This is a genomic window from Vibrio variabilis (assembly GCF_003263785.1).
Taxonomy (GTDB): Bacteria; Pseudomonadota; Gammaproteobacteria; order Enterobacterales; family Vibrionaceae; genus Vibrio; species Vibrio variabilis.
On sequence record NZ_JYJK01000002.1, the window covers coordinates 36176 to 61225 of the forward strand.

General features: G+C 47.9%; 10 protein-coding genes and 9 pseudogenes. 11 read left to right on the plus strand and 8 right to left on the minus strand.

Features of this window, described 5'->3' with window-relative positions; all coding sequences use genetic code 11:
* Positions 1 to 7: 7 nt before the first annotated feature.
* A complete protein-coding gene (locus TZ48_RS00230) occupies positions 8 to 2461 on the minus strand; it encodes a glycogen/starch/alpha-glucan phosphorylase (RefSeq protein ID WP_112477824.1) in 2454 nt (817 codons plus the stop codon).
* A gap of 541 nt (positions 2462 to 3002) precedes the next feature.
* On the opposite strand from TZ48_RS00230, the pseudogene malT reads away from it, so the two are divergent.
* Positions 3003 to 5710: pseudogene (malT, locus tag TZ48_RS00235) on the plus strand (HTH-type transcriptional regulator MalT).
* A gap of 142 nt (positions 5711 to 5852) precedes the next feature.
* On the opposite strand, the pseudogene TZ48_RS00240 reads toward malT, so the two are convergent.
* The 3 pseudogenes from TZ48_RS00240 to TZ48_RS00250 form a co-directional block, all read right to left on the minus strand.
* Positions 5853 to 6766 (minus strand): annotated as a pseudogene (locus TZ48_RS00240) (dihydrodipicolinate synthase family protein).
* A 58-nt stretch (positions 6767 to 6824) separates the two neighbouring features.
* Positions 6825 to 7839 (minus strand): annotated as a pseudogene (lhpI, locus tag TZ48_RS00245) (bifunctional Delta(1)-pyrroline-2-carboxylate/Delta(1)-piperideine-2-carboxylate reductase).
* A 130-nt stretch (positions 7840 to 7969) separates the two neighbouring features.
* A pseudogene (locus TZ48_RS00250) lies at positions 7970 to 9225 on the minus strand (NAD(P)/FAD-dependent oxidoreductase).
* Between the two features lie 110 nt (positions 9226 to 9335).
* Here TZ48_RS00250 and TZ48_RS00255 point away from each other — a divergent pair.
* The 4 genes and pseudogenes from TZ48_RS00255 to TZ48_RS00270 all read left to right on the plus strand — a co-directional run bounded on the left by TZ48_RS00255 (position 9336) and on the right by TZ48_RS00270 (position 13357).
* Positions 9336 to 10335: pseudogene (locus TZ48_RS00255) on the plus strand (4-hydroxyproline epimerase).
* 20 nt (positions 10336 to 10355) lie between these two features.
* Positions 10356 to 11767: pseudogene (locus TZ48_RS00260) on the plus strand (aldehyde dehydrogenase (NADP(+))).
* A gap of 137 nt (positions 11768 to 11904) precedes the next feature.
* Positions 11905 to 12579, plus strand: coding sequence for a GntR family transcriptional regulator (locus tag TZ48_RS00265; RefSeq protein WP_112477825.1), 675 nt, complete (start codon positions 11905 to 11907; stop codon positions 12577 to 12579).
* 46 nt (positions 12580 to 12625) lie between these two features.
* Positions 12626 to 13357 (plus strand): transcriptional regulator, encoded by a 732-nt coding sequence (locus TZ48_RS00270; RefSeq protein ID WP_112477826.1) that lies wholly within the window; start codon positions 12626 to 12628, stop codon positions 13355 to 13357.
* A gap of 87 nt (positions 13358 to 13444) precedes the next feature.
* Here the strand turns inward: TZ48_RS00270 and TZ48_RS00275 are convergent, their stop codons facing one another.
* From TZ48_RS00275 to TZ48_RS25635, 4 genes are all read right to left on the minus strand, one after another.
* Complete coding sequence (locus TZ48_RS00275; protein WP_112477827.1) at positions 13445 to 14488, minus strand: hypothetical protein; 1044 nt, start codon at positions 14486 to 14488, stop codon at positions 13445 to 13447.
* Positions 14485 to 14910 (minus strand): hypothetical protein, encoded by a 426-nt coding sequence (locus TZ48_RS00280; RefSeq protein ID WP_112477828.1) that lies wholly within the window; start codon positions 14908 to 14910, stop codon positions 14485 to 14487. Before TZ48_RS00280 ends, TZ48_RS00275 begins: the two co-directional genes overlap by 4 nt.
* A 180-nt stretch (positions 14911 to 15090) precedes the next feature.
* Positions 15091 to 15870: an NAD(P)H-dependent flavin oxidoreductase gene (locus tag TZ48_RS00285; RefSeq protein WP_275426384.1), complete on the minus strand. Its 780-nt coding sequence runs from the start codon at positions 15868 to 15870 to the stop codon at positions 15091 to 15093.
* Positions 15867 to 16118 carry a nitronate monooxygenase gene (locus tag TZ48_RS25635; RefSeq protein WP_275426385.1) on the minus strand — a complete coding sequence of 84 codons (252 nt, stop codon included), beginning with the start codon at positions 16116 to 16118 and terminating at the stop codon, positions 15867 to 15869. Before TZ48_RS25635 ends, TZ48_RS00285 begins: the two co-directional genes overlap by 4 nt.
* 1324 nt (positions 16119 to 17442) lie before the next feature.
* Between TZ48_RS25635 and TZ48_RS00295 the strand changes: the two are divergent.
* The 6 genes and pseudogenes from TZ48_RS00295 to TZ48_RS00320 all read left to right on the plus strand — a co-directional run bounded on the left by TZ48_RS00295 (position 17443) and on the right by TZ48_RS00320 (position 24808).
* Positions 17443 to 19052: pseudogene (locus TZ48_RS00295) on the plus strand (peptide ABC transporter substrate-binding protein).
* A gap of 76 nt (positions 19053 to 19128) precedes the next feature.
* Entirely contained in the window at positions 19129 to 20049 is a 921-nt protein-coding gene (gene oppB / locus TZ48_RS00300) for an oligopeptide ABC transporter permease OppB (protein WP_042500145.1), read from the plus strand.
* A gap of 8 nt (positions 20050 to 20057) precedes the next feature.
* A complete protein-coding gene (locus TZ48_RS00305; protein WP_112477830.1) occupies positions 20058 to 21005 on the plus strand; it encodes an ABC transporter permease subunit in 948 nt (315 codons plus the stop codon).
* Between the two features lie 11 nt (positions 21006 to 21016).
* Positions 21017 to 22020, plus strand: a pseudogene (locus TZ48_RS00310) (ABC transporter ATP-binding protein).
* 9 nt (positions 22021 to 22029) lie between these two features.
* A complete protein-coding gene (locus tag TZ48_RS00315; RefSeq protein WP_112477831.1) occupies positions 22030 to 23028 on the plus strand; it encodes an ABC transporter ATP-binding protein in 999 nt (332 codons plus the stop codon).
* Positions 23025 to 24808: pseudogene (locus TZ48_RS00320) on the plus strand (aminopeptidase P family protein). Before TZ48_RS00315 ends, TZ48_RS00320 begins: the two are co-directional and overlap by 4 nt.
* Positions 24809 to 25050 lie beyond the last annotated feature (242 nt).

Here is a 25050-nt window from a genome sequence, read left to right on the forward strand (position 1 = left end):
AAACTTGTTAGCGTGAAACTGATTCAAGCTTCCAAATGTTGTTCACGTAATCGCGAATCGAACGGTCTGAGCTGAACTTGCCAACGAGCGCCGTGTTAAGAATCGCTTTCTTCGCCCAACCCGCTTGGTCACGGTATTGCGCGTCCATGTCTTCATGCGCCTTCACGTAAGATGCGAAGTCAGCAAGACATAGGTACGGGTCACCGCCATCTAGTAGGCTGTCGTATGTTGCACGTAGCAGACCTGGTTGACCTGGAGTGAACTCTTCACCTAGTAGTAGGTCTAGAGATGCTTTCAGTAGTGGGTCAGCGTTGTAGAAGTCGTATGGGTTGTAACCTGCCGCTTTGGTGCGTTTCACACCATCAACCTCAAGACCGAAGATGTAGATGTTCTCGTCACCGACTTCTTCACGGATCTCAACGTTCGCACCATCCATCGTACCGATAGTTAGGGCACCGTTAAGCGCCATCTTCATGTTACCTGTACCCGATGCTTCTTTACCTGCCATAGAGATTTGCTGAGAAACGTCAGCAGCTGGAATCAACATTTCAGCCATGCTTACACGGTAGTCAGGGATGAATACCACTTTCAGCTTACCGCCTAGGCGTGGGTCGTTGTTTACTTTCTCAGCCACCTTGTTAATCGCAAAGATGATTTCTTTCGCTAGGTGGTAACCCGGTGCAGCTTTAGAGCCGAAGAATACAACGCGTGGCGTCATATCAAATGTTGGGTCATTCAGTAGACGGTGGTATAGAGACAACACGTGTAGCAAATCAAGTTGCTGACGCTTGTACTCGTGTAGGCGCTTGATCATTACATCAAAGATAGCATTCGTATCTAGCTCAATACCCATGTTCTCTTTAACCCAGTCCGCTAGACGCTGTTTGTTCTGCTTCTTAACAGCCATGTAGTCTTTCTGGAACTTAGCGTCATCCGCGTATTTCGCGATGCCTTCTAGCTGCTCAAGCTTAGCTGGCCACTCGCTGCCAATCTTGTCAGTGATAAGAGCCGATAGACCTGGGTTACAGAACTTCAACCAACGACGTGGTGTCACACCGTTCGTTACGTTGTGTAGACGAGTTGGGTACATCTCGTGGAACTCAGGGAATAGGTCAGATTTCACTAGCTCAGAGTGAAGTGCCGCTACACCGTTCACAGCGTACGAACCGATAACACATAGGTTAGCCATACGAACCATGCGGTGGAAACCTTCTTGGATGATAGAAAGCTTCGCTTGCTTCTCACCATCACCAGGCCACATTGCACGTACTTCTTGTAGGAAGCGGTGGTTGATTTCAAAGATGATTTCCATGTGACGTGGAAGTAGACGCTGGATTAGCGACTCAGACCAAGTCTCTAGTGCTTCTGGAAGTAGCGTGTGGTTTGTGTATGCAAAAGTCTTAGAAGAAATCGCCCACGCGTCATCCCAGCTCAAACCTTTCTCATCAAGAAGGATGCGCATGAGTTCAGGGATAGCAATGGTTGGGTGCGTATCGTTAAGCTGAATGGTTTCTTGCTTAGGAAGATCCGCAAGCGTGTAACCTGCAGCTTCATGACGACGTAGAATGTCACGTACAGACGCGGCTGAGTGGAAGTACTGCTGCATTAGACGCAGTGTCTTACCTTTCTCGTGGTTATCGTTCGGGTATAGAACTTTAGTGATGTTGCCCGCATCGATTAGCGCGTGCTGTGCTTCGAAGTAATCACCATTGTTGAAGCTTTCTAGAGAGAATGGTGCGATTGCCTGACATTCCCAAAGACGTAGTGGGTATACCGTGTCAGATTCGTAACCAACAATTGGAAGATCCCAAGGCATTGCTTTCACTGTCATGCCAGGAACCCATTTACGCACTTCTTTGCCATCAACGTTTACAATTTCAACGTGACCAAAGAAACCGATCTCTTGTGCAAGTTCTGGACGAGCCACTTCCCATGGGTAACCTTCAACACCACACCATGCGTCTGGTGCTTCTTTTTGGCGACCGTTCTCGAATGATTGCTTGAATAGACCGTATTCGTAATGAAGACCGTAGCCAACAGTTGGGAATTCTTGAGCCGCACATGAATCCATGAAACATGCTGCTAGACGACCTAGACCACCGTTACCGAGTGATGGGTCACGCTCTTCTTCTAGAAGGTCAGTTAGGTTGTGACCTAGTTCAGCCATTGCGTCAGTTACTTGCTCGTAAAGACCCATGCTGATTAGGTTGTTACCCGTCAGACGACCGATTAGGAATTCTAGAGATAGGTAGTTAACACTTTTTGCGCTCTTGATGCGCTCGTCTGCTTCAGTTTCAAGCAGGTCAAAAGTCGTTAGCTCAGCAAGCGCACGACCCATTGCTAGATACCACTGACGTTCAGTCGCAGTTTCTACTGTCGTTGCGTAAGTTGCTGATAGGTGTTTTTTAACACTTTCTTGGAAAGAAGCTTTATCAAATTTTTTCTGTTGCGCAGGTTTCATTACGAAATCTCACTTTCAAGTTTTATCCATCTGTCACATATCGTGCATGGTGACGTATCCATAAACATCCTCCTAAGTCCGACTCCCTGGAGGATGAGTGAGGAGGGCGTAGAGGGCGTACTCCCCTCCACTTAGTGATCGATCTCCCATTCCGCTATCTGATTCGGTTTTTTCTGGTGATAGCGATCACGCCAAGCTCAGTTTTTAATCTAGCCACGAACTAAGAAAGAAATGCTATCAAGCGGATAACTAATTACAAAAATTGTTGCGAAGATCACAGTTACCCGCAAAAAAGAATCAAAATTTCCCGAAATTTTGTATACATGGCAGACCAATCCCCCTTCCACACCAAGGATATAGTGACAGAGATCACAAATACGAGGCGTAGTAGCGGGATTGGCCACACAATAATCAAAACCGAGCGCTTGATCAAAAACTGTATAACCCACTGTTTTATATCTTCGAGCTGGCTCAACAAAGCTGTGGTAAACACGCCCTCCACCCCGGGGCATTGAAAAATAATAATCGTAGGAAATAACTTATGTGGATTCCTTCAAAGTTGACTCGACCTGGCCGCTTGCACAATGCCATTGTTCGTCCTCGAGTTTTAGACCTGCTTGCACAGGCACCTTTTTATAAACTGGTATTATTCCGCTCGCCAGCCGGTTACGGCAAAACCACCATGGCCGCTCAATGGCTATCGGACAAACCTCATGTAGGTTGGTACAGCATTGATGAAAGTGATAATGACCCATTTCGCTTCGTCAACTATTTGCTGCAGGCCATTAACAAAGCCACCAGCAACAGTTGCCCGAATGCACAAAAGCTTGCAGAGCGCCGACAGTTTTCTTCTTTGCATTCCCTGTTTAGTGAAGTATTCGCCGAGTTAACCAGCTACCACCATGAGTGTTACATCGTTCTGGATGACTACCACCTAATTAGCGATGAAGACATCCATGAAGCAATGCGCTTTTTCCTAAAGCACATGCCAGATAACATTACTTTGGTCGTCACCAGCCGAGGTAATCCGCCATTGGGTACAGCGAACCTACGCGTTCGCGATCTCATGATTGAAATTGGTAACGAGCTTCTTGCCTTCGATACTGAAGAAACCACACGTTTCTTTAGTCAGCGCCTTGCCAGTGAGATCGATAACGAAACCGCGAATACACTTCGTACCTATGTGGAAGGCTGGCCATCGGCCTTGCAACTTTTCGCACTGCAAGCGCAGCATCAAAAGCGCACACTGGCACAATCGGTGGAGACTATCTCTCAGTTCAATCACGCACACCTTTGGGACTACCTTGTTGAAGAAGTGTTTGATCTGCTTGATAAAGAAACCCGTCATTTCTTAATGCAGTGCTCGGTGCTTGATCACTTCAATGACAACTTGGTCACCGCGCTTACCAAACGTGATGATGCACTCAGTATGATCGAGTCACTCAACCGCTTTGGTCTGTTTATCTATCCCCTAGAGGGTGAGAACAACTGGTTTAGGTTCCATAACCTATTTGCAGAGTTCTTATCCCACGAGCGTAAAGCACGAATTCCACAACAAGAGCACGACTTGCACCTAGCGGCAGCGAACGCTTGGTTAGAGCAAAAAGTCCCGCACCAAGCACTGCGCCACGCGCGCCTTGCGAACAACGCAGATTTGGTGGCGAGTATTTTGCTGGAGTTTGGCTGGAAGATGTTTAACCACGGTGAATTGACCACGCTGGAAGATGCCATTGGTGTGTTAAGTGCTGATCAGCTTTACAGTCAGCCTAAGCTATGTGTACTGCAAGCTTGGTTGGCACAGAGCCAACACCGATACAATGAAGTGGGCGAGCTGATTGCCAGAGCCGGTGAAGAGATGGCCGCGCGCAAAGTCAATTTGAGCAAAAAAGAGGAGGGCGAATTCCACGCGCTTCGTGCTCAGGTGGCCATCAACCAAAACTCACCAGACCAAGCTATCGAGCTGGCTGAACTCGCACTGAGCGAGCTCGACCACTCTGAATATCGCAGCCGTATTGTCGCGACGTCCGTCGTTGGCGAGGTGAATCACGTAATTGGCAATCTCAGCGTGCGTTGTCGATGATGCAGCAGACCGAAAAGCTGGCGCGTCAATATCACGTATATCATCAAGCCTTGTGGGCGCAGCTGCAGCAAAGTGAAATCTTGATCGCTCAAGGTTATGTACAAGCCGCGTTCGAGATCCAAGAAAGCGCCTTTAAACTGATTGAAGAGCAGCAACTGCACCAAGTCCCGCTGCACGAGTTCCTATTACGCGTTCGTGCACAAGTGCTTTGGTGTTGGAATCGCCTTGATGAGGCCGAAGAGTGCGCTTACAAAGGCATCGACGTGCTGGGTAACATCGACCCAAGTAAACACTTGCACAGCTATTCCATGATTGCTCGCATTGCCATCGGCCGTGGTGAGCTCGACAAAGCTTCGAAGGTGATTGAGCAGATTCAACACCTTATCAAGCAATCAACCTATCACGTTGATTGGACTGCGAATGCTTCATTGTCACTACTGCTTTATTGGCAAGCAAGAAACGACATGGAGTCGATTGAGCAGTGGCTAGAAACGGCTACTCGTCCTGCAGAAGCATGTAATCACTTCTCTCAACTGCAGTGGCGTAATATTGCCCGTGCACAAATTCAATTGGGTCAGTACGAGCAAGCGCAAAGCACGCTGAACTTCCTAGAGCAAGAAGCGAGCAAGCATCAGTTGGTGACCGATCGCAATCGTAACCTGATTGTCGAAGCGATCCTTAATGTGCACAGCAAGAATGAAGACCGAGCCAAACAGCTCTTGAAAGAAGCGTTAGTACTGACTAACCAGACAGGCATGATTGGTAACTTCCTGATTGATGGCGCAACCATTGGGCACTTGCTGGCTAACCTAGTATCGAAGTCCGATCTTGGCGATCTTGAGCGTCACCGCGCTCAACTGCTAATGAAAGACATCAACACCACTCAGCGTAGCCGCTCTGTGCACTTTAACGAAGAGTTTGTTGAGAAGCTGGTCAACCACCCGAACATCCCTGAGTTAGTACGCACTAGCCCACTCACCCAGCGTGAATGGCAGGTTCTAGGATTGATTTACTCTGGATTCAGCAACGAGCAAATTGCTCAAGAGTTGGATGTTGCAGGCACAACGATTAAAACCCACATTCGTAACCTGTACCAAAAGCTCAACATTGCTAACCGTAAAGAGGCGATCAGCACTGCCGAGAACTTGTTGCAGTTGATGGGTTACTAACTCTGTCAATAGGCAATCCTGCCAGCGAACTTAGGTCAAGTTAATTACCAACCCGAGCAACAAAAATTGCTCGGGCTTTTTTAAACATATACCTAAACCAGTACGCAGTTGTTAATACTCTGCGCATTAGTACCAACTTCCCCTAGAGCTGATACCGACTCAGATCTGGCGAGTGGCCAAAGCGGCTTCAACAAGTCCAATCACCTCTGCACGCTCAGAACCCTGCAGCAGTTGACGTGGTGGGCGCACCTGCTCTGAACCGCGACCACAAACTTGCTCGGCGAGCTTGATGCATTGGACTAAGGTTGGAATAGTATCGAGTTTAAGAAGTGGCAAGAACCAACGATAGATTTCGAGCGCTTCGGCATAGCGGCCTTGGCTCGCCAGTTTGTAGATAGCGACCGATTCCGCTGGGAACGCATTGGTTAGACCGGAGATCCAGCCCGTTGCACCGAGCATTAAAGACTCTAGGGCAATATCATCCACGCCACCAAATATGGTAAAGCGCTGATCAAACTTATTATAAAGCTCGGTGATGCGGCGCGTGTCCGTGGTCGACTCTTTGATAGCGACGATGTTGTCGAACTTCGCCAGTTTTTCCATGATGTCCAGATTCACATCCACACCATAAGAGACTGGGTTGTTGTAAATCATCATTGGCATCTCAGGCGTTGCTTCCGCAAGTGTGCGGTAGTATTCATACGTCTCAGAATCTGACGTACGATAAACCATGGCAGGCATGACCATACAGCCGTCAACGCCAATGGCTTTCGCATCTTGCATGTAACCAACCGATGCGGCGGTAATTGACTCTGCAGTGCCTGCGATAAGCGGTACTCGGCCGTTAACCACTTCTTTAGCGGCTTGTAGTACCTGACGCTTTTCCTCTGGGTAAAGGGCGCAGTTTTCCCCCACCGTGCCAAGACAAATAATGCCGTTAACACCGTCGTTGATTTGGTTGTCGATGACAGTTTGAGTCGCATCTAAGTCAATCGTTAAGTCGCGTCTAAACTGAGTACTGACCGCTGGGTAAACACCTTTCCAATCTACGTTCATTGAAATCCTTCCATTTGTATATTGTATGCAATTTTAGAAGTGAGCAAAAAGCTCTTCACTATCCCAATTCCACTTGGGCTAAGTTCGTCAATACCACCTGCGCTGCTACGAGATCAGCGAGAGCACTACCGACAGATTTATACAGAGTTATTGACTCGGGATCGGTTCGTCCCAAATCCGCGTTTTGACTTGTTTTTGGGCTTGTTTTTGTGCTTAGCTCGGCGCCGCAAAGCTGTGGTAAATCCGCCACTATCTGCTCTGGCGAGAAGATTTGCTCAGCGATTGGGATCAATAACTCGCCCGCCTCAGCTAACACATTGATGCGGCTATCGACATATACCCGCGAGCGCAGCACCAACTCACTGTCACATTCTCGGTGCTGACGATGATGATTACCTACCAAGTCAACATGTGTCCCCGGCTTCACCTGCTCGCCCAATATCAATGGTTCGAGAGAGCCCGTTACGCAGCTGATAATGTCTGCCGCCTGAATACCTTGCTCTATATCCGTGACTATCGACACTGAGAACTGACGCTCGCTTGGCAAGCGCTGGTATTCATCACCATGAACAATACGCTCTGCCGCATTCGCAGCCTTCGCAGCATCTCTGCCCCATACAATGACGCGTTCAATAGGGCGAATCGCTGCGTAAGCCCAAGCAAAATAAGGCGCCAATCGCCCCGTGCCGCAAATCAGCAAAGTCTTTGACTCTTTACGTGCTAAATAGTCCGCTGCAAGCGCCGATGCGGCTGCCGTACGCCAATAAGTCAGTACTTTGGCATCCATGGAAGCGAGCGGTGCACCATCACTGCGCCGAAATGCCAACAGTCGAGAAGCCAACACAATCCTTCCCTTGTTCACCATTGCCCGGAAAGTAAGTAAATGTCTTAACTGCGATCAACTCATCATTCCACGCTGGCAGCAAGGCCAAGGCATCGTGACTATCTGCGGACAGTGGCAATACTTGGCGCTGAGGCACACTAGCAGGTTTGGCATAAGTTTGACGCATCGCCGCAATAAGCGATGTCATCGTCAAACTTTGGCTAATACACTCTGATTCAATTGTTTTCATTCATCCTCCACAGAAAGCACTCACGCTAGGGGAAAACATCTTGTTATGGTTTATAATGCCCGATTTCTGTTAACCTTTAATTAACATAATGACGAAGTATATTTTATACAATATTAAATACTAAAATTTTTTAGCTAAATCGGCGTAGTGTGAATGGCGCCACATTTATCGAAGTTGGCTGATTAGCGATCAACTGACTGACCAAGTCCGCCGTGATCGCCGCCTGAGTAAGCCCAAGATGCTGATGCCCAAACGCCAACACGATCTTGTCATCGCAGATCGTATCGATCACCGGCAAAGAGTCGCTGGTTGATGGCCGCTCCCCCATCCAGTGATCGCCAACTGCGCGACGATCAATCCCATCTTGCAGCATAATATCGCCCTGCTTTATCAACAGTTCGGTACGTTTATGATTAAAGGGAGCGGAAGGCGAACCGTACTCGACGGTGCCCGCTAACCGAAGGCCATGCTTCATGGGGTCATAATGAATTTTCGGTCAGCACTGCTTACTGCCATCGGTAATTCATGGTCGAATTTCTCCACCATGACATGGTAGCCACGTTCAGCTTGAATCGGCACTTTGATACCCGTCAAAGACGCCACCATAGGCGCAGAATGAAGACCTGCAGCGAGTACAATGCGATCAAATTGTTGAGCACCATTTTCGGTAATGACTTCGCCTTGCTTGGTGAGCGAAAGCACACCTTTTTCGACAAATTTTCCGCCCAATTCTTGAAAGCGTTGATTGATCGAAACGCAGAGTTCATAAGGCTCTATGGTATGTCCAGTGTTAGGAAAAAAGACCCCATAGCGAACCTGTAAACCAAGCTTAGGCAGCTTTCTTCGCAGGCGAATTTGATCCCAAATTTGGTATTCAACACCCGCTTGGTTTAGGGCATTGAGCGTCTCTTGGTAGGACTCAAACAGAGTCTCGCTTTCGAACACGAGCAGAGAGCCATCGACCTTGATTAACCCCTCTTCGTTGATAGAACTTAGTAGTGTTTCCCAGCTCCGTAATGAATGCTGATTAAGCTCTGTTAGGGCACGCGCAGATGTATCAAATGACCGTTTTCTGGCACTAAAAAGAAAGCGAACCATCCATGGCAAAGTGCTCAACACATCTCGCCAGCGGATGGATAATGGGCTTTGCGGCGCAAACAACATACTGGGGATTTGCTTGATTGTACTGGGTGAAGCAAGAGGGAAAACTTGCTCTGTTGCGATGTGTCCCGCGTTGCCTTTTGAGCATCCTTGCGCGGCACCTTGGGGATCAAAAATCGTCACATTGAATCCGAGCTGCTGTAATTTAAGCGCCGACGTGATACCGATAACTCCCGCGCCGATCACGGCGACATTCTGTTGAGTTGATCCTTGTTTAGCGGTCATGATCTTGCTCCGTGTCACACTTCATAAAATAAATTGTATAAAATATATTTAACATCACAGTAACATTGCTAGAGTGTAATTCAACCAATTTCTTATCAGAGGATCTGAAAATGAGACAAGGCACGTTTTTCTGTATTGATGCCCATACGTGTGGCAATCCGGTGCGACTCGTCGCTGGCGGTGTTCCCCCTTACAAGGCTCCACCATGAGCGAAAAGCGCCAGTACTTTATGGAAAACCTAGATTGGATCCGTCAGGCGTTGATGTTTGAGCCACGCGGCCATTCCATGATGTCGGGTTCCGTCGTACTGCCACCATGCAGTGATAATGCCGATGCCTCAATTCTGTTTATCGAGACCAGTGGCTGTTTGCCCATGTGCGGCCACGGCACCATTGGCACCGTGACTTCTGCCATTGAGAACAAGCTGATCCATCCAAAACAGCCGGGTAAGTTGATCCTTGATGTGCCCGCTGGACAAATTCGCATCGACTACCAAATGCAAGAGGACAAAGTCACCTCCGTTAAGATCTATAACGTGCCAGCCTACCTTGCTCATCGAGATGTGAAGGTTTACGTGGAAGGTATGGGTGAGATAAGCGTCGACGTCTCTTACGGTGGCAACTACTACGTAATCGTTGATCCACAAGAAAACTACCCGGGACTCGAACATTACTCTCCCGATGAGATTTTGATGCTCAGTCCCAAAGTTCGCCAAGCAGTATCAGAAGCGGTGGAGTGCGTGCACCCCGACGACCCAACCGTGAAAGGGGTCTCTCACGTCCTTTGGACGGGCACCCCAACCCAGCCAAACGCTACGGCGAAGAATGCTGTGTTCTATGGCGATAAAGCTTAGATCGCTCACCTTGTGGCACAGGTACCAGTGCACGTATGGCACAGTGGCACGCCAAGGGACTGCTCAAACCTGGTGATGATTTTATTCATGAAAGCATCATCGGCAGTCTGTTTCATGGCCGAATTGAATCAGAGACTACCGTCGATGGCCGCCCAGCGATATTGCCGAGCATCGAAGGTTGGGCTCAGGTTTACGGACATAACACGATTTGGGTTGATGACAACGACCCATACGCCTACGGATTTGAAGTCAAATAACAACAAAGGAAACGACCACCATGCTCAAGCCCCCTACATTTCAAGCCATTAACGCCTTCACTGGTGAGCCACTAGCGGATGACTTTCCCGTTCATGGTAAGCAGGATGTGGATGTCGCCTGTAAAAATGCCCATGCGGTAGCTCGATCATTTCGCCAGCAGAGTGCCGATATGCGAGCTCAGCTTCTCGATACGATCGCCAGCAAACTAGAACAAAACGCCAGTGTCATTGCCGAGCGTGCACACCTTGAAACAGCGCTACCTTTAGTCAGGCTAAACGGCGAGATAGGCCGAACCGCCAATCAGTTGCGCTTATTTTCTGAGGTATTAAAACAAGGTGCTTGGTCACGTGCTACGTTGGCCTTCTCAGCGGCTGGCGGCGATACCGCATCGGCACTCGCCGCAGGATGCCCAGTGATTGTTAAGGGTCACAGCGCACATCCAGGAACTAGCGAGTTGGTCGCTAAATGTATCGAGCAAGCGCTCACCGAGTGCGACCTTCCTCAAGCCATCTTCACGCTACTTCAAGGTAATCAACGCGAACTTGGTACATCGTTAGTGACGCATCCAAGGATCCAGGCCGTTGGATTTACTGGCTCTGTCACTGGCGGTCGTGCCTTGTTTGATCTTGCTCAGCAGCGCGCGGTCCCCATTCCATTCTATGGTGAGCTGGGTGCCATCAACCCAACCTTTATTCTGCCTTCAGCACTCGATGATCCGCAGCAACTTGCTGAGCAGTATGTTCAATCGATGACATTAGGTAGCGGTCAGTTTTGTACTAAGCCGGGCGTGGTATTTGTTGTCGATAGTGACCCTGCCAGCGCGTTTATTGAGTCTGCTCAGACACTGCTTCTTGCGCATGCGCCGCATACTATGCTCACCCCTAGCATCCGCAATAGTTACTGTGAACAAAGCAAACATCGAGCAAGCGAAGCGGGATTGATGTGCACCACCCAAGACCAAGGTTTTGCCGAGGTTACAAGTGCACTGTTTGTTACCGATAGCGATGCGTGGCGTGCCAACCACAGTGGGAAGAGGAAATTTTCGGCCCGCAGTCCATGGTCGTAATGTGCAAAGATGTCGATGACATGTTGACCATCAGTGAAACGCTAACAGGCTCATTGACTGCAACACTTCACACCCAAGAAGGTGACTACCCTGCGGCGAAACAACTGCTGGCTCGACTCGAAGAGATGGTCGGTAGAGTCGTCTTCAACGGCTGGCCTACGGGAGTTGAGGTGAGTTACGCCATGGTTCATGGTGGCCCCTACCCAGCCTCGACCAGTGCAGCCTCAACCTCGGTTGGAGCGAGCGCTATCGAACGCTGGCTCAGACCTGTTGCCTATCAAGCACTCCCCGATGCCCTGTTACCTGAAGCGTTAAGATCAAGCAACCCACTGTCGGTGCCGCAAAACTTTGACGCGCTTGGTTAATGACTGTTCAAAAAGGCACCAATTGGTGCCTTTGTTGCCTCGCGCTTCTCAGAATAGTGGCAATCTAGTCGGAACCATCGCCAAATTCGCTACACTCAATGTATATTGGATAAAATATCTTTTTCTTGGAGACTTGGATGTCACAAAAGCCCGTTTTTAAAACTCGAACTCAATTGGTTGAAGAAGCTATTCGAACGCAAATCCTCAAAGGTGAACTGCAAACTGGACAGCCCCTCAGACAAGACGCCTTAGCCAAAGAGTTCAATGTTAGCCGCATTCCCGTACGTGAAGCATTGGTTCAGCTTGAGGCTCAAGGGCTGGTTAGCTTTGAAGCACATAAAGGTGCCACGGTGACTGAGCTTTCACCGGATAAAATCGATGAGCTGTTTGAACTGCGAGCCGTCATTGAGTGCCACATCCTTGAACGCGCGATTCAAAACATGACAGAAGACGATCTGGCCCGCGCTCAACAAGTTCGCGAGCGTTTCGAAAGCGTGGTCAACAGCGGTGATGAAATAGAAGAGTGGAGCAACTACAATTTTGAGTTCCACAAAGCGCTCTATAGCCCAGCCAACATGCCGGAAACCATGGATGTGATCAGCAATCTCAACACCAAATGCGATCGCTATATTCGCTTACAGCTGCTGTTCACGACTGGCATTAAAAAGGCGGAAGATGAACACTTAGCGCTGTTCGATATGTGCCGAAACAAAGACGTCGACGGCGCAAAATATCTGTTGAAAAAACACATTATCGAAGCAGGTAACGCCATTCGCGATCTGCTGCTTGAGAGGCAAAAAACGCCAGCTTAATGAAAGCTGGCAATTAGCACTAGACTCGCTTGGGAGGTAAGCAAGGATGCATGTAGGACCTCGATTTATACTTGCGGCGATCCGCAAAAAACTCAAAGACGAAAGACTGGGGTACAGTGCGCTGTCCGAAAAGACCGGTATCCCACTGTCTACCATTAAACGTCATTTGCACAGCCCGACGTTAGGTCTCGACAAGATCCTGATGTATGTAAACTATCTCAATACCGACCTAGTAGAGCTTTCCAAGATCGCCAACCAAATACAGCATGAAAATGCGAAAATGATTGGCGGCGATCTCAGTGAGCTGTTTCTTGAGCACCCTTACTTACTCGACTTTGTCTACATGCTCACCGCACGCAACATTGCTCCAGAAGAGATCGCTAAAACCTACAACCTCGATGACACCAGCCTGCGCTTCTATCTGCGCATCGCAGAGATCCTTGGCTACATCGAAGATTATGGCGACGGCGTCATCTACCAATCAGGCAGCCGTTTTCTCACAGAAGAAGGCTCAGAGTTAGACTCCCTATTTCGACAGCGCTTCCAAGACGAGTCTCTCTCCCACCCGATTGCGCCGAGCTTTTGCATTGGCCGTATCCGACTGACGCAAACCCAACGCGAGCAACTCGAGGAAGACTTCTACGCCAAGTTGATTGAACTCAACGCGATCAACAATTCCAACGAAGAAGGCGAGCAAACCAACGTACTCATGCGTTTCACCCCAGGCAAGCAAATCTTGTTTTCTGATGGCTTGCCGAATATTGATGGGGGTTGCTAAAGGAAGTATCGGAGAGATTTACGAGGGAGTGGTAGGTAATCTTACCCTCTCCCTTTTTAGCTTATAAGCAATAGATTATAATTATCGCTATTCTAAGCACTGATCTTTGAATTTATCCCACTTTGACATCTTGTAAATTAAAAATGGTATATCCTCGGAAAGGAAATCATTCTCTAGTTGCTCTTTCATTGCAAAATAATCTTCAGAGCACTGTAAACGCGCTCGTCCGTAAGGTGAGCTCAATCTAACTTGGCTAGTTGCGTTCTTTACCCACTCTCTATCAATAAGAATATTATCTACATACGGAGTCGAGATCCGGAAGTAAGAATAATTCGTGTTGTTGCAAGGTTTAATTATTGTAATTTTATAGAGCCCATCTGTATTTAGACGTTTGTAATACTCTCTACGCACAATCACATCACTCCCTAACGAACTTAGCTCATTAACTTCTTCTGTACCAACAACTCCAGCCGCATCATACAACTGCCTTAGTCTATATTCAGAATTAGTCTGAGGGTACGCTCTAACGCTGCTTACCCCACAACTAGACTCGATACCATAGACACCACCAACAAGAACTTTCATCATCGGCGATACTGATTCGACTTTTCTCGCATCTGACACTTTGACGTGGTTTACATACTCTCTAGGAACTTCAACATCGATCTTAAGATTTGAAAATGGTCCGGAAAATTTATTATTACCACTGAGTTCAACCACATAGCCATCCGCTGTTTCTTTAATTAGCTGGTAGCTTTCCCCTCTAGTGAGTACGAATTCCAATGTACTATGTTGATGTTTTATTTTTGATTTATACTCTCTCTTAATAAAAACCACATCATCCCATTGTTTAAAACTACTAATAGAACCGGCGTTCCAAAACCTATCTTCATGAAGGTAAATATAATAACCATCTTCTGTTAAAAAAAGCTCTCTTTCTTCTCCATCGAGATTACGAGATTTGTTCAGTTTATATATAATCTTTCCAGCTGGAATAAAAGAATAACTCCAGGGCGATACACTATAGTTAATGCTATCTGCTATTCTTATTACAGAACTCTTTGAGATGTATGGAGTCGCAGTAACAGAAAGTGATACAGTACCAACCAAAATAAAAATTAAGCATCTCATTTACACTCCCCTTCTTTGCCTCTAGCCTCAAGAACCTTACTCGCTACACCATCACCACTGTCAGAACTCGCACACAATAGAGAAAAGACAGGTGCACTTAAGAACGTATAATCTTCTGCCAGCTGAGATGATAGATGATAGGAACTTTCTCTCAATGCCTCACCGACTAAAGGATTGTCGCTCTTTATCAAGGGTGTTATTTCACTCAAAAATATCTTAGTTGTTTGCATTCTAGTATTTAACGCAAGCTCATCATAAGATCTTGATATATTTGAAAGTATGTTGACAGCACTTATAAGAGTGCCTAATACGCCGACCACCAAAGATATACTCACGAGCCAGCGTCGTTTGCGTTCATCTCTAATAGCTTGAATTTCTACTTCTAACTTCTTTGCTTCTAAAACTTCAATCGATGTCGACATTTTGCTTTATTGCACTGTATTGTTATGAATAGTAATAAATGTAGTTTATATTAGCCTCAATGGCTTAAGACAGATCACAAAACTCACTTTCACTATAATCAACATTGGATGTTAAATATAAAGCGAAACATAATCAGAGGTTTATTTTGACAGTAATATCATTAACATTCTAAAAAGTAACTATGACAGCTTTTCCAGAATATCTTTGGCTCTGCCCACGACGCAGTTGTCCAAGTTCATTCCCGCCCACAAAGGACTATAATCCCCACTCGCGTGTGATTCTGCTTTTGAGCGAAGAGGCGCCATAGCGATTGACGCATAAGGAAATGCAGGCGCATTTGTCGAAATAAAACCTTGTTCAATCATGACCTTGTTGATGATTCCTCTCGCAGGACGGCCTGAGAAAACATTGGTGACTTCCGTTCTACTATCGCTAGATTGAATGGCCGAACGGTGCACTTGACTGGTTTTGGCTTCATCACAGAGTAGAAACGCTGTACCTATCTGCACGCCGCAACAGCCCATTACCATCAAGCGCTCAACATCAGCGCTTGAACCGATTCCACCAGCTGCAATTATCGGCACTGTCAGGTGTTGCCTTAGCTCACTTACCAAGTCATTAGTGGTCATTTGACTGGAGAGTTCGTCGGTTAAAAACATCGCTCGGTGACCACCCGCCTCAATGCCTTGGGCAATCACCATATCAGCGCCATTGTTTTGCAACCATACACCTTCTTCGAGTGTGGTTGCCGAAGAGAGGATCACCGAGCCCCAAGACTTAATTCTTGCCACCAGTTCAGGTGAAGGCAATCCAAAGTGAAAACTAACTACCGGAGGTTTAAACGCTTCAATAGCATCTGCCATATCAACATCAAAAGGATAACGCAGTCCGCCAATTCCACTTGGTACTTTTGCATCGAGCAAGTCGTAATAGCCTTGCAGAGTAGACTGCCAAGTCACAAGTGCCTCTTCATCGATTGGGGCATATCGTGACAAAAGAAGTTGAGATTATAGGGCTTAATGCTGCGCGCTGTGAAAGCTTCAATCTCAGAAACGACTTGTTCAGGTGTCAGCATTCCACAAGGGATCGAACCCAAACCGCCAGCTTCAGATACAACTAACGCCAACTCCCAATTTTGAACGCCCGCCATCGGCGCCTGAATAATATCGAGATTAATGCCCAGGATTTGACTCAATGTTGCGTGCATGCTGACTCCTTTCAGATATGAACTGGTGCACGCATGAAAATAACAGAGTCTGATGGGGTGTAAACTAAAGTGTTAATGAAATGTGACTTCACTTTCAGCGCTAAACTCAGTAATAGTTCACACTCAAATGAAAGCTAGCAAGCTATTTCTACGCTAACTTCGAAGCACTTTACGCATATAAAGCCCTATTAACGACATAATGAAGACAGTAAGCGAAGATGCATAACCATTGAAGAAGTACATGCTTCCCATTTCACTTAGAACAGCCTGCCTAAACGATGGTTCAACATACATATCATAAAAACTCGAAGCCAATATCAATGACACAAAAGCAGCAATTATTGGCGAGAGGCTGAATCTCATCGAAGCTAGGAGGAACAGGATTCCCAATAAAGTAGCTGTTGCCCACATGCTTTCGAAGGATGGTAATTTATCTATTATCTCGGCATGGCATACAGCTGAAAAAGCGTACACAGAGGTAAAAACCCATCTATTCATTCTGTCACCTCAACGGGAATTTTCACCTGGCTAGAACTTATATAACTAAGTATTTTGTCTGTTATCGGGCTACCAGTAAGCCCACCTCCAATATCGATACATCCAGCTGAACCAGCTAAACTGCCACCATGAAGAAAAAAGTTATCTCTTCCATGTCGTTTTGAACCAGCCAATGGATGAAGTCTTACTCGCCAGTCCCCCAGTCACCCGAAACTTTCCTAAGTAGATCACCCACGATGTTTGGATCACTGATTTCTTTTGGATCAATATAGTAGTTTCCAACAGGCAGAGGCCCTTCAAAAGCTTCATCTGACATGTCAATGAAGAGTTGTTAAGACAACTACCTCTTCCACTTGTCGCCTTCACCGATAACGATAGGCACGGCGTGATCAAGTTTAGTCTAGCTCGACCTATCGAAAAAACTAGCTTCATACTTACTCCATAGTTCCACTTTGGTCGTTAAAATCTACCACTAGAAACTGAAGAAATTCTCATTCTAGTATCAATTATTAAAGCAACTCGGTTCTCTTCACATATTAAGACTGACGATCTGTATTGTATTACTCACTAAAATGGCTACAAAGAATAGTATGTACATTTCAGCCAGATTGATTTAACTGTGTACAAAAGGTTTCAACTAATCTAATTCCATGCCGAATTAGGCGTTTAAACTAGCCAACTTCCTCCAGTCTCAAAAACTAAGCCCCACCAGCCTAGCATCCGACTCTTTGTTAATGTCGTGTTAACAATTTATTGCGAGCACATTTTATACAATATACCTTTCTCCTTGTGATAACGATAACGAACCAAACACAACGAGGAAGTGATGAAAAAGACCAAGCTACTGATGTTAGGAACGCTCGTCGCCAGTGTGCTCGCGACGGGGGCAATAGCAAAACCCTACCCACAAGGCACGCAACTTGCGCCTGAACAATCAATCACGCTCAACAACGGGGCGGAAGTCACCTCTATTGACCCTGCAAAGCAAGCTGCAGAACCTGCGTTTAATCTAGGGCGTGACCTGTTTGAAGGGCTCACCGTTCAAGACAAACAAGGTCGTACGATTCCAGGTATTGCTAAATCTTGGAGTGCCAATGCCGACAATACGGTCTACACCTTTAATCTGCGTGAGTCTAATTGGTCCAATGGCGAGGCATTAACGGCACACGATTTTGTCTACAGCTGGCAACGTCTACTGAATCCAGAAACGGCCTCCCCTTATGCTTGGTTTGCCGCCATTCCGAAAATCAAAAACTCGGCGAACATTATGGCCGGCAAAGCCGCACCAGAAACTTTGGGCGTACGCGCCATCGATGACCTAACCTTCGAAGTCACTCTTGAGCAGCCAGTACCGTTTTTTATTAAGCTGCTAAGCCACCCCGTATTAGCACCCGTACATCAAGCCACCGTTGAAAAGTACGGCAGCGAATGGACTCAGCCTGCCAATATCGTCACGAACGGTGCTTTCAGCGTAGAGAGCTGGAAAGTGAATGAGAAGATGGTGATGAAGAAAAACCCACATTATTGGGACGCCGGCAACGTGTACTTGAAGAGATCACTTGGCTACCCATTGGTGATGCCAACGTCTCCCTCAATCGTTACCTAGCGGGTGAAATTGATGAGGCGCTGTCGATTCCGTCGGCACAAAAAAATAAGCTTCTTAAGCAGTTCCCAGAGCAAGTGGCAGATACCAGTGCATCACTCGGTTCGACGTTCTACTACCTTAATACCGAAAAAGGACCGACCAAAGATGTTCGCGTTCGAACAGCACTCTCTTACGCTATCGACCGCAGCATTCTAACCAGTGCGATTTTGAAAAATGGCGGCATTCCTATGTTTACGCTAGTACCACCGCAAACCGATGGTTACCGCAGCCACACGCCTGAGTTTGCTAACTGGACGCAGCAAGAGCGTAATCAAAAAGCGAAGCAGCTTCTCGCTGATGCGGGGTATGGCAAAGACAACCCGCTTAAACTCACCTTCACAGTTCCAACCTTTTCTAACGATGTGAAGATGGCGACTGCGATGGTAGGGATGTGGAAAAGCGTCTTGGGCGTACAAGTTGAAATCCAGCAGCTCGAGCCAAAAGTATTCTATGCACTCAAAGATCCAGGCAACGTCAGCCGCGGAGGCTGGACAGCAGACTACAACGAAGCATCGACTTGGTTAGACATATTTGTCTCCACTGGTGAGTACAACGATTCTAAATTCAACAATGCGCTCTACGACAAGCTCATGAATGAATCGAAAGTCATGGCGGATCCATCGCAAGCGTACATCGAAGCAGAAACTCTGCTCATTGACGAGATGGCGATCATTCCCGTCTACCGCCCTGGTAATGACCAGTATCTGGTGAAGCCTTATATCGGTGGCTACGAGCGCACCAATCCTGAGTCTTCTTATTACCGCAAGAACGTCTACGTCACAGCACATTAAGACACCACTTTTGGGTCGACCTGACAGCAACGTCATAGCACGTAGGTAGGCCCTTTTTTCTTTATTGGAGACGATTATGTTGTGGTACATCCTTCGGCGTCTTTGCATCGCCATCCCTACCCTACTCTTTATCGCCCTAGTCTCGTTTTGGCTGATGCACATTGCGCCCGGTGGTCCATTTGATATGGAGCGTCCAATGCCAGAAGTGGTACGTGCCAACATTGAGGCTAAGTTTCACCTCAACGAGCCCTTTTTGATTCAATACGGCATCTATATCAAAAATTTCCTTCAAGGCGATTTGGGACCAAGTTTTGTTTATCAAGACTTTACGGTGACTCAGTTGGTCGCTCAGTCTTGGCCTGTCTCTGCGGTGTTGGGCGTATTGTCATTTTGTATTTCAGTACCGGTCGGGATGATATTAGGGACGCTGGCTGCTCTTAATCGTAACAGTCGGTTGGACTACTTTTTGATGTCGCTATCAATGACAGGCGTCGTGATCCCCGCCTTTGTGCTCGCGCCGGTGTTAGTGACCATTTTTTCGATTCATTTAGGTTGGCTTCCTGCAGGCGGCTGGGAAAATGGCGCGGCGGCATTTCTAGTATTGCCGGTGCTCAGTTTGGCGATTGGATCGGTGGCCAGTATCGCTCGTGTCATGCGTGGCGCGATGATAGAAACCCTAAACCAACCCTATATTCGCACCGCTCAAGCAAAAGGGCTTTCCACCAGCTACATCCTGTTTCATCACGCCCTAAGGCCGTCTTTGATCCCTGTCGTAGCCATGCTTGGACCTGCGTTTGTTGCTGTGGTTACGGGCTCAGTAATCATCGATATCTTTTTTGGTACCGGCGGCATGGGTCAGCACTTTGTATCGGGCGCACTTAACCGAGACTATGGGCTGGTTATGGGAATCACACTTATCGTCGCTTCACTGACCATACTGTTCAACTTGATTGTCGATATCTTATACACAGTGATTGACCCAAGAATTAACGTCTAGGAGGCACCATGATCACTACTAAAAAACTCGATGCCTCTCAGTTTTCCGAGCAGGTCATCAACCATATTGAAACCAGTCAGATTGAAGCTGTCGAAGGTCGCAGCCTTTGGCAAGATGCGTGGAGCCGGTTTCGCAAAAACCGCGCTGCGATGACTTCCATCTATCTGCTCGCTTTTATCGTGCTATGCATAACCGCAGGGCCACACCTGACCCCATTTAGCCATGATGAAATCGACTGGAACGTGGTATCAGAACCGTATGAACTGGGTAAGCCATCCATCTCCTCACAGCACTACTTTGGCACCGATGACTTAGGGCAAGATCTGTTCGCTCGCACCATGAAAGGCGGACAGCTCTCCATCATGGTGGGCTTTATGGGCGCGCTTGTCGCAGTGGTTATCGGCACTATTTGGGGCAGTATCTCTGGCTACCTCGGCGGAGTCGTCGATAGCGTCATGATGCGAGTCATCGAGATCCTCGATTCCGTCCCCTTCATGTTCATGGTGATTCTCTTTGTCACGCTGTTTGGCAACAACATCTACCTAATTTTTGTTGTCATCGGCATGGTTTCTTGGCTGGGCATCGCTCGCGTGGTGCGAGGCGTGACCTTCAGTATTAAAAAACGTGAGTTCATAGAAGCGGCGCACTCTATTGGTGTCTCAAGGCTCACCATAGTAAGGCGCCACGTTTTGCCCAATGTACTTGGCATTGTGATGGTTTACTCCTCTTTGATGGTGCCGGGTTTCATCATGTTTGAATCGTTTTTGAGCTTTTTGGGTCTGGGCGTTCAACCGCCAGATACTAGCTGGGGCATTTTGATAGCCGAGGGCGCAAAAACCATTGATGTCGCCTTGTGGCAGTTGCTGTTTCCATCGGCTTTTTTGGTCGCCACCTTGTTCTGTTTTAACTTCATTGGTGATGGTCTTCGCGACGCACTTGACCCTAAAGACCGCTAGGAATGCACATTATGACGATATTAACGGTAAACAATATGAACGTTGAGTTTGCAACGCCTGACGGTACGGTCAAGGCGGTCAACAATCTCAGCTATAGCATCAGTGCTGGCGAGACTTTAGGTATTGTCGGCGAATCAGGCTCAGGCAAAAGCCAATCAGTATTCGCGCTCATGGGGCTGACGGCTCACAATGGCAAGGTGTCTGGCGAGGCCAACTTGCATGGCGAAAACCTATTGTCGATGTCTAAACGACAGCTCAACCACATTCGAGCAGAGAAGATCAGCATGATCTTTCAAGACCCGATGACCTCACTCAACCCATTCATGAAAATCGGCAAGCAGCTTTGCGAAGTACTGATCATTCACAAAGGACTGTCGCGCGTTGAAGCACAAGCCGAGTCAATTAGAATGCTTGATGCGGTGCGTATTCCTTCTCCAGAGACTCGCCTTAATCAATACCCTCATGAGCTTTCAGGCGGCATGCGCCAGCGGGTAATGATTGCGATGGCGCTGCTGTGTCGTCCGGAGCTGTTGATTGCTGATGAACCAACAACGGCGCTGGATGTGACGGTACAGGCGCAAATCCTGTCCCTCTTGCGAGATCTGCAACATGAGTTTAATACCGCCATCTTGCTCATCACCCATGACATGGGCATCGTGGCTGAGATGTGCGACCGAGTACTGGTGATGTACGGCGGCAACCGCATGGAGCAAGCGGATACTGAAAGCTTGTTTGCTCACCCAGCACACCCTTACACCCAAGACTGCTCAACGCCATTCCATCGGTAAGCGAAGATATGGATCGCCTGCCGACCATTCCGGGCAGTCCACCTAGCGCGCTAATTAACCACAAAGGCTGCCCATTCAAAGAGCGCTGCCAACACTACAAGCCTGAGTGTAGCGCTTCCATGCCTGCATTTTTGCCGATTTCGCAGCAGCAAGCGATCGCTTGTCATGTCGCTGGTCAGCAAACCGTGACCCCACTTTTTAATCAGCCTACAACTCAGTTGGCCTAAGGAGATAGTATGCAACGCAAAGAAATACTATTGGCGGCGCAAGATCTGCAAGTACACTTTACGGTCAAAAAGCACCTTATCGCCAGCAAACGTAAGGTGGTTAAGGCCGTCAATGGCATTGATATCGATGTTTATCGTGGTGAAACCTTAGGAATCGTGGGTGAATCTGGCTGCGGCAAATCGACACTTGCGCGTGCGCTGCTGAGATTGATTGAACCAACACACGGCGATCTCATCTGGAAAGGTGAAGATATGCGCGCATTTGGTAAAGCCGAACTTGCTCGCCGCCGCCGTGAATTTCAAATGGTATTCCAAGACCCCTCTGCCTGTTTGAACCCAAGGCTAACCATCGCAGAGTGCATTGCCGAACCGCTTCTCACTCACGAACCTCAGCTCAAGCGACAAGAAGTTGAGCGACGTGTCATCACCATGATGGACAAAGTTGGCTTGTTGGCGAGCCAGCGTAATCGCTATCCCCATGAGTTTTCAGGCGGTCAATGCCAACGTGTCGGCATTGCAAGAGCGCTGATCCTTAATCCTGATCTTGTCGTCTGTGATGAGCCAGTCAGTGCATTGGATGTTTCGGTTCAAGCCCAGGTCATTAACTTACTCGATGACTTAAAAAAAGAGATGGGTCTGACCTTAGTCATGATTGCTCACGATCTGAGTGTGGTTCGACACATCAGCGATCGCGTGATGGTGATGTATCTTGGCAAACCGATGGAGGTAGGACATTATCAGCAAGTGTTTGATGAGGCGAAACATCCCTACACCAAAGCGCTCCTTTCCGCCGTGCCCATCGCCAATCCGACACTCGCCAAAGCGCGCGATATTCAACTTTTGAGTGGAGATTTACCTTCTCCACTCAATCCGCCAAGCGGCTGCGTATTTAGGACGCGCTGCCCAGATGCAACGGAGCAATGTGGACAGCAACCACCCACGAAAACGGGTAACCAGCATCACCATATTTTTTGTACTCACTCGACATTAGGAACGTCTCCTGTATGAAACAGAACCCAATTTGTGAGCGATTAGCTCTTCTGCGCAATGCCATGAAACAGCGTGGCTACAGCGCGTATATCGTCACCAATAATGATCCACACAACAGCGAATACTCAGCAGCTCATTGGCTAGCGCGCAGTTGGATCTCTGGCTTTACGGGCTCCGCAGGCGATGCCGTGGTCACCGCTCAAGGTGGCGGGGTATGGACAGATGGCCGTTACTATATTCAAGCCGAAGAGCAGCTATCTGGTACTAGCTTGTCACTGTTCAAAGCAAAAGAAGCGGAAACGCCATCCATTGCTAAGTGGTTGGCACAAACGCTACCGACACAGTCAGTGGTCGGTGTCGATGGCCGCTCTATCAGCTACGCGTTCTATCAGCAGCTAGAGCAAGAGCTGACCCCAAAAGGCATTCGCATTGAACTAGCTGACATCCTAACACCGATTTGGCAAGAGCGTCCGCTGCGCCCACAAGCGCCTATCTTTGGCCATGATATCGCCTATGCCGGTGAGTCGGTGGATGACAAGCTCACCCGACTGCGCGACTACCTGCGCGATGAGGAGGCACAAGCGCTGCTGGTCTCTACCCTTGACGATGTCATGTGGAGCCTAAACATTCGTGGCGCAGACACGCCCTACTGCCCAATTTCAGAGGCTTACTTACTGATTACTGCACAAAGCTGCCATTTATTCATCGACCGATTAAAAATCAATGCCGCGCTTGAAAAGCAGCTGTTAGACGCTGGTATTGTGACGCTCGACTACGGCAAAGTCTCAGACACCATCAACTTGCTACCCAGCAAGACCAAGCTTCACTTTAGCTCAACCAATACTGACAGCCTACTCGCCAGCTCGATCAATCTGACCATATCTTTGGTCGATACCCCATGTGTCGTCACCAAAATGAAGGCGCAGAAGAATCCAACCGAGCTGGCTTCCATGGAACAAACCCTGATTCAAGATGGCGTGGCCATGGTGCGCTTTATGCACTGGCTAGAGCAGCAGGTTCCGAGTGGCCAAGTGACTGAGCTAGCTGCAGAGCAGCAGCTACAAGGCTACCGCAAACAGCTTGATGGTTATCTATCCGACAGCTTTAGAACCATTGCAGCTTTGCAGAACATGGCGCCAAAATGCACTATGCTGCCAACGAACAAAGCAATGCGACCGTCGATGAAAGCAATCTGTTTTTGGTCGACTCTGGCGGCCAATATCCGGGTGGCACCACAGATATTACCCGTACTTTCCATTACGGCCAGCCAACTGAGCAGCAGCGTATCGATTACACCTTGGTACTCAAAGCTGTTATCCGTCTAACGACCGCGCAGTTCTTAAAAGGCACCACAGGAGCGAACCTCGATATCCTCGCGCGAGGCGTACTCTGGCAGCATGGCATTGATTATAAATGTGGTACTGGTCATGGTGTGGGCGTCTGCTTGAACGTGCACGAAGGGCCGCAAAACTTCTCCCAAAACATCAAAGAAGTGGCGCTAGAGCTTGGCATGGTGATCACCAACGAACCTGGTGTCTATCGTGAAGGCGAATACGGCATTCGCATTGAAAACATCATGAAGGTAGTACCACGTACCTCGAATGAGTTTGGTGAGTTCTATGGCTTTGAAACCATCACCATTGCGCCAATTGCAACCAACCTTTTAAACACTGAAATGCTCGAGTCCACAGAGCGCGCATGGCTCAATAACTATCATCAACAAGTATTCGAATTACTATCACCCTATCTTGCTGGCGATACGCTTGATTGGCTCAAGGACGCGACGCGTCCGATTTAATCCCTTCCTCTCCCGTGTTCCTTTCACGTGTTAGCCAGATGAAAGCAAGCTCTGATGGCTAGTGAAGAAAGGTTTGCCAGCGCAAGCTGGCTTTTTTGTCCTTTGGAAGTTTGTCGAGGGTTGAAATTCAGGGTAATTGCACGGTGTATGTGCGGAGTTGTGTTGACGGAGCGTGAAGCACAGAAATGCCCCTTTCTCACTCAGAGTTGTTACTCTTCACTAAACAGCATCGATTACATTGA

Bases quoted from the DNA above. Each gene is read 5' to 3' on its own strand.
- TZ48_RS00230 (WP_112477824.1), bottom strand. From the start codon at position 2,461: ATGAAACCTGCGCAACAGAAAAAATTTGATAAAGCTTCTTTCCAAGAA.
- TZ48_RS00265 (WP_112477825.1), top strand. From the start codon at position 11,905: ATGTCACAAAAGCCCGTTTTTAAAACTCGAACTCAATTGGTTGAAGAA.
- TZ48_RS00270 (WP_112477826.1), top strand. From the start codon at position 12,626: ATGCATGTAGGACCTCGATTTATACTTGCGGCGATCCGCAAAAAACTC.
- TZ48_RS00275 (WP_112477827.1), bottom strand. From the start codon at position 14,488: ATGAGATGCTTAATTTTTATTTTGGTTGGTACTGTATCACTTTCTGTT.
- TZ48_RS00280 (WP_112477828.1), bottom strand. From the start codon at position 14,910: ATGTCGACATCGATTGAAGTTTTAGAAGCAAAGAAGTTAGAAGTAGAA.
- TZ48_RS25635 (WP_275426385.1), bottom strand. From the start codon at position 16,118: ATGCACGCAACATTGAGTCAAATCCTGGGCATTAATCTCGATATTATT.
- oppB (WP_042500145.1), top strand. From the start codon at position 19,129: ATGTTGTGGTACATCCTTCGGCGTCTTTGCATCGCCATCCCTACCCTA.
- TZ48_RS00305 (WP_112477830.1), top strand. From the start codon at position 20,058: ATGATCACTACTAAAAAACTCGATGCCTCTCAGTTTTCCGAGCAGGTC.
- TZ48_RS00315 (WP_112477831.1), top strand. From the start codon at position 22,030: ATGCAACGCAAAGAAATACTATTGGCGGCGCAAGATCTGCAAGTACAC.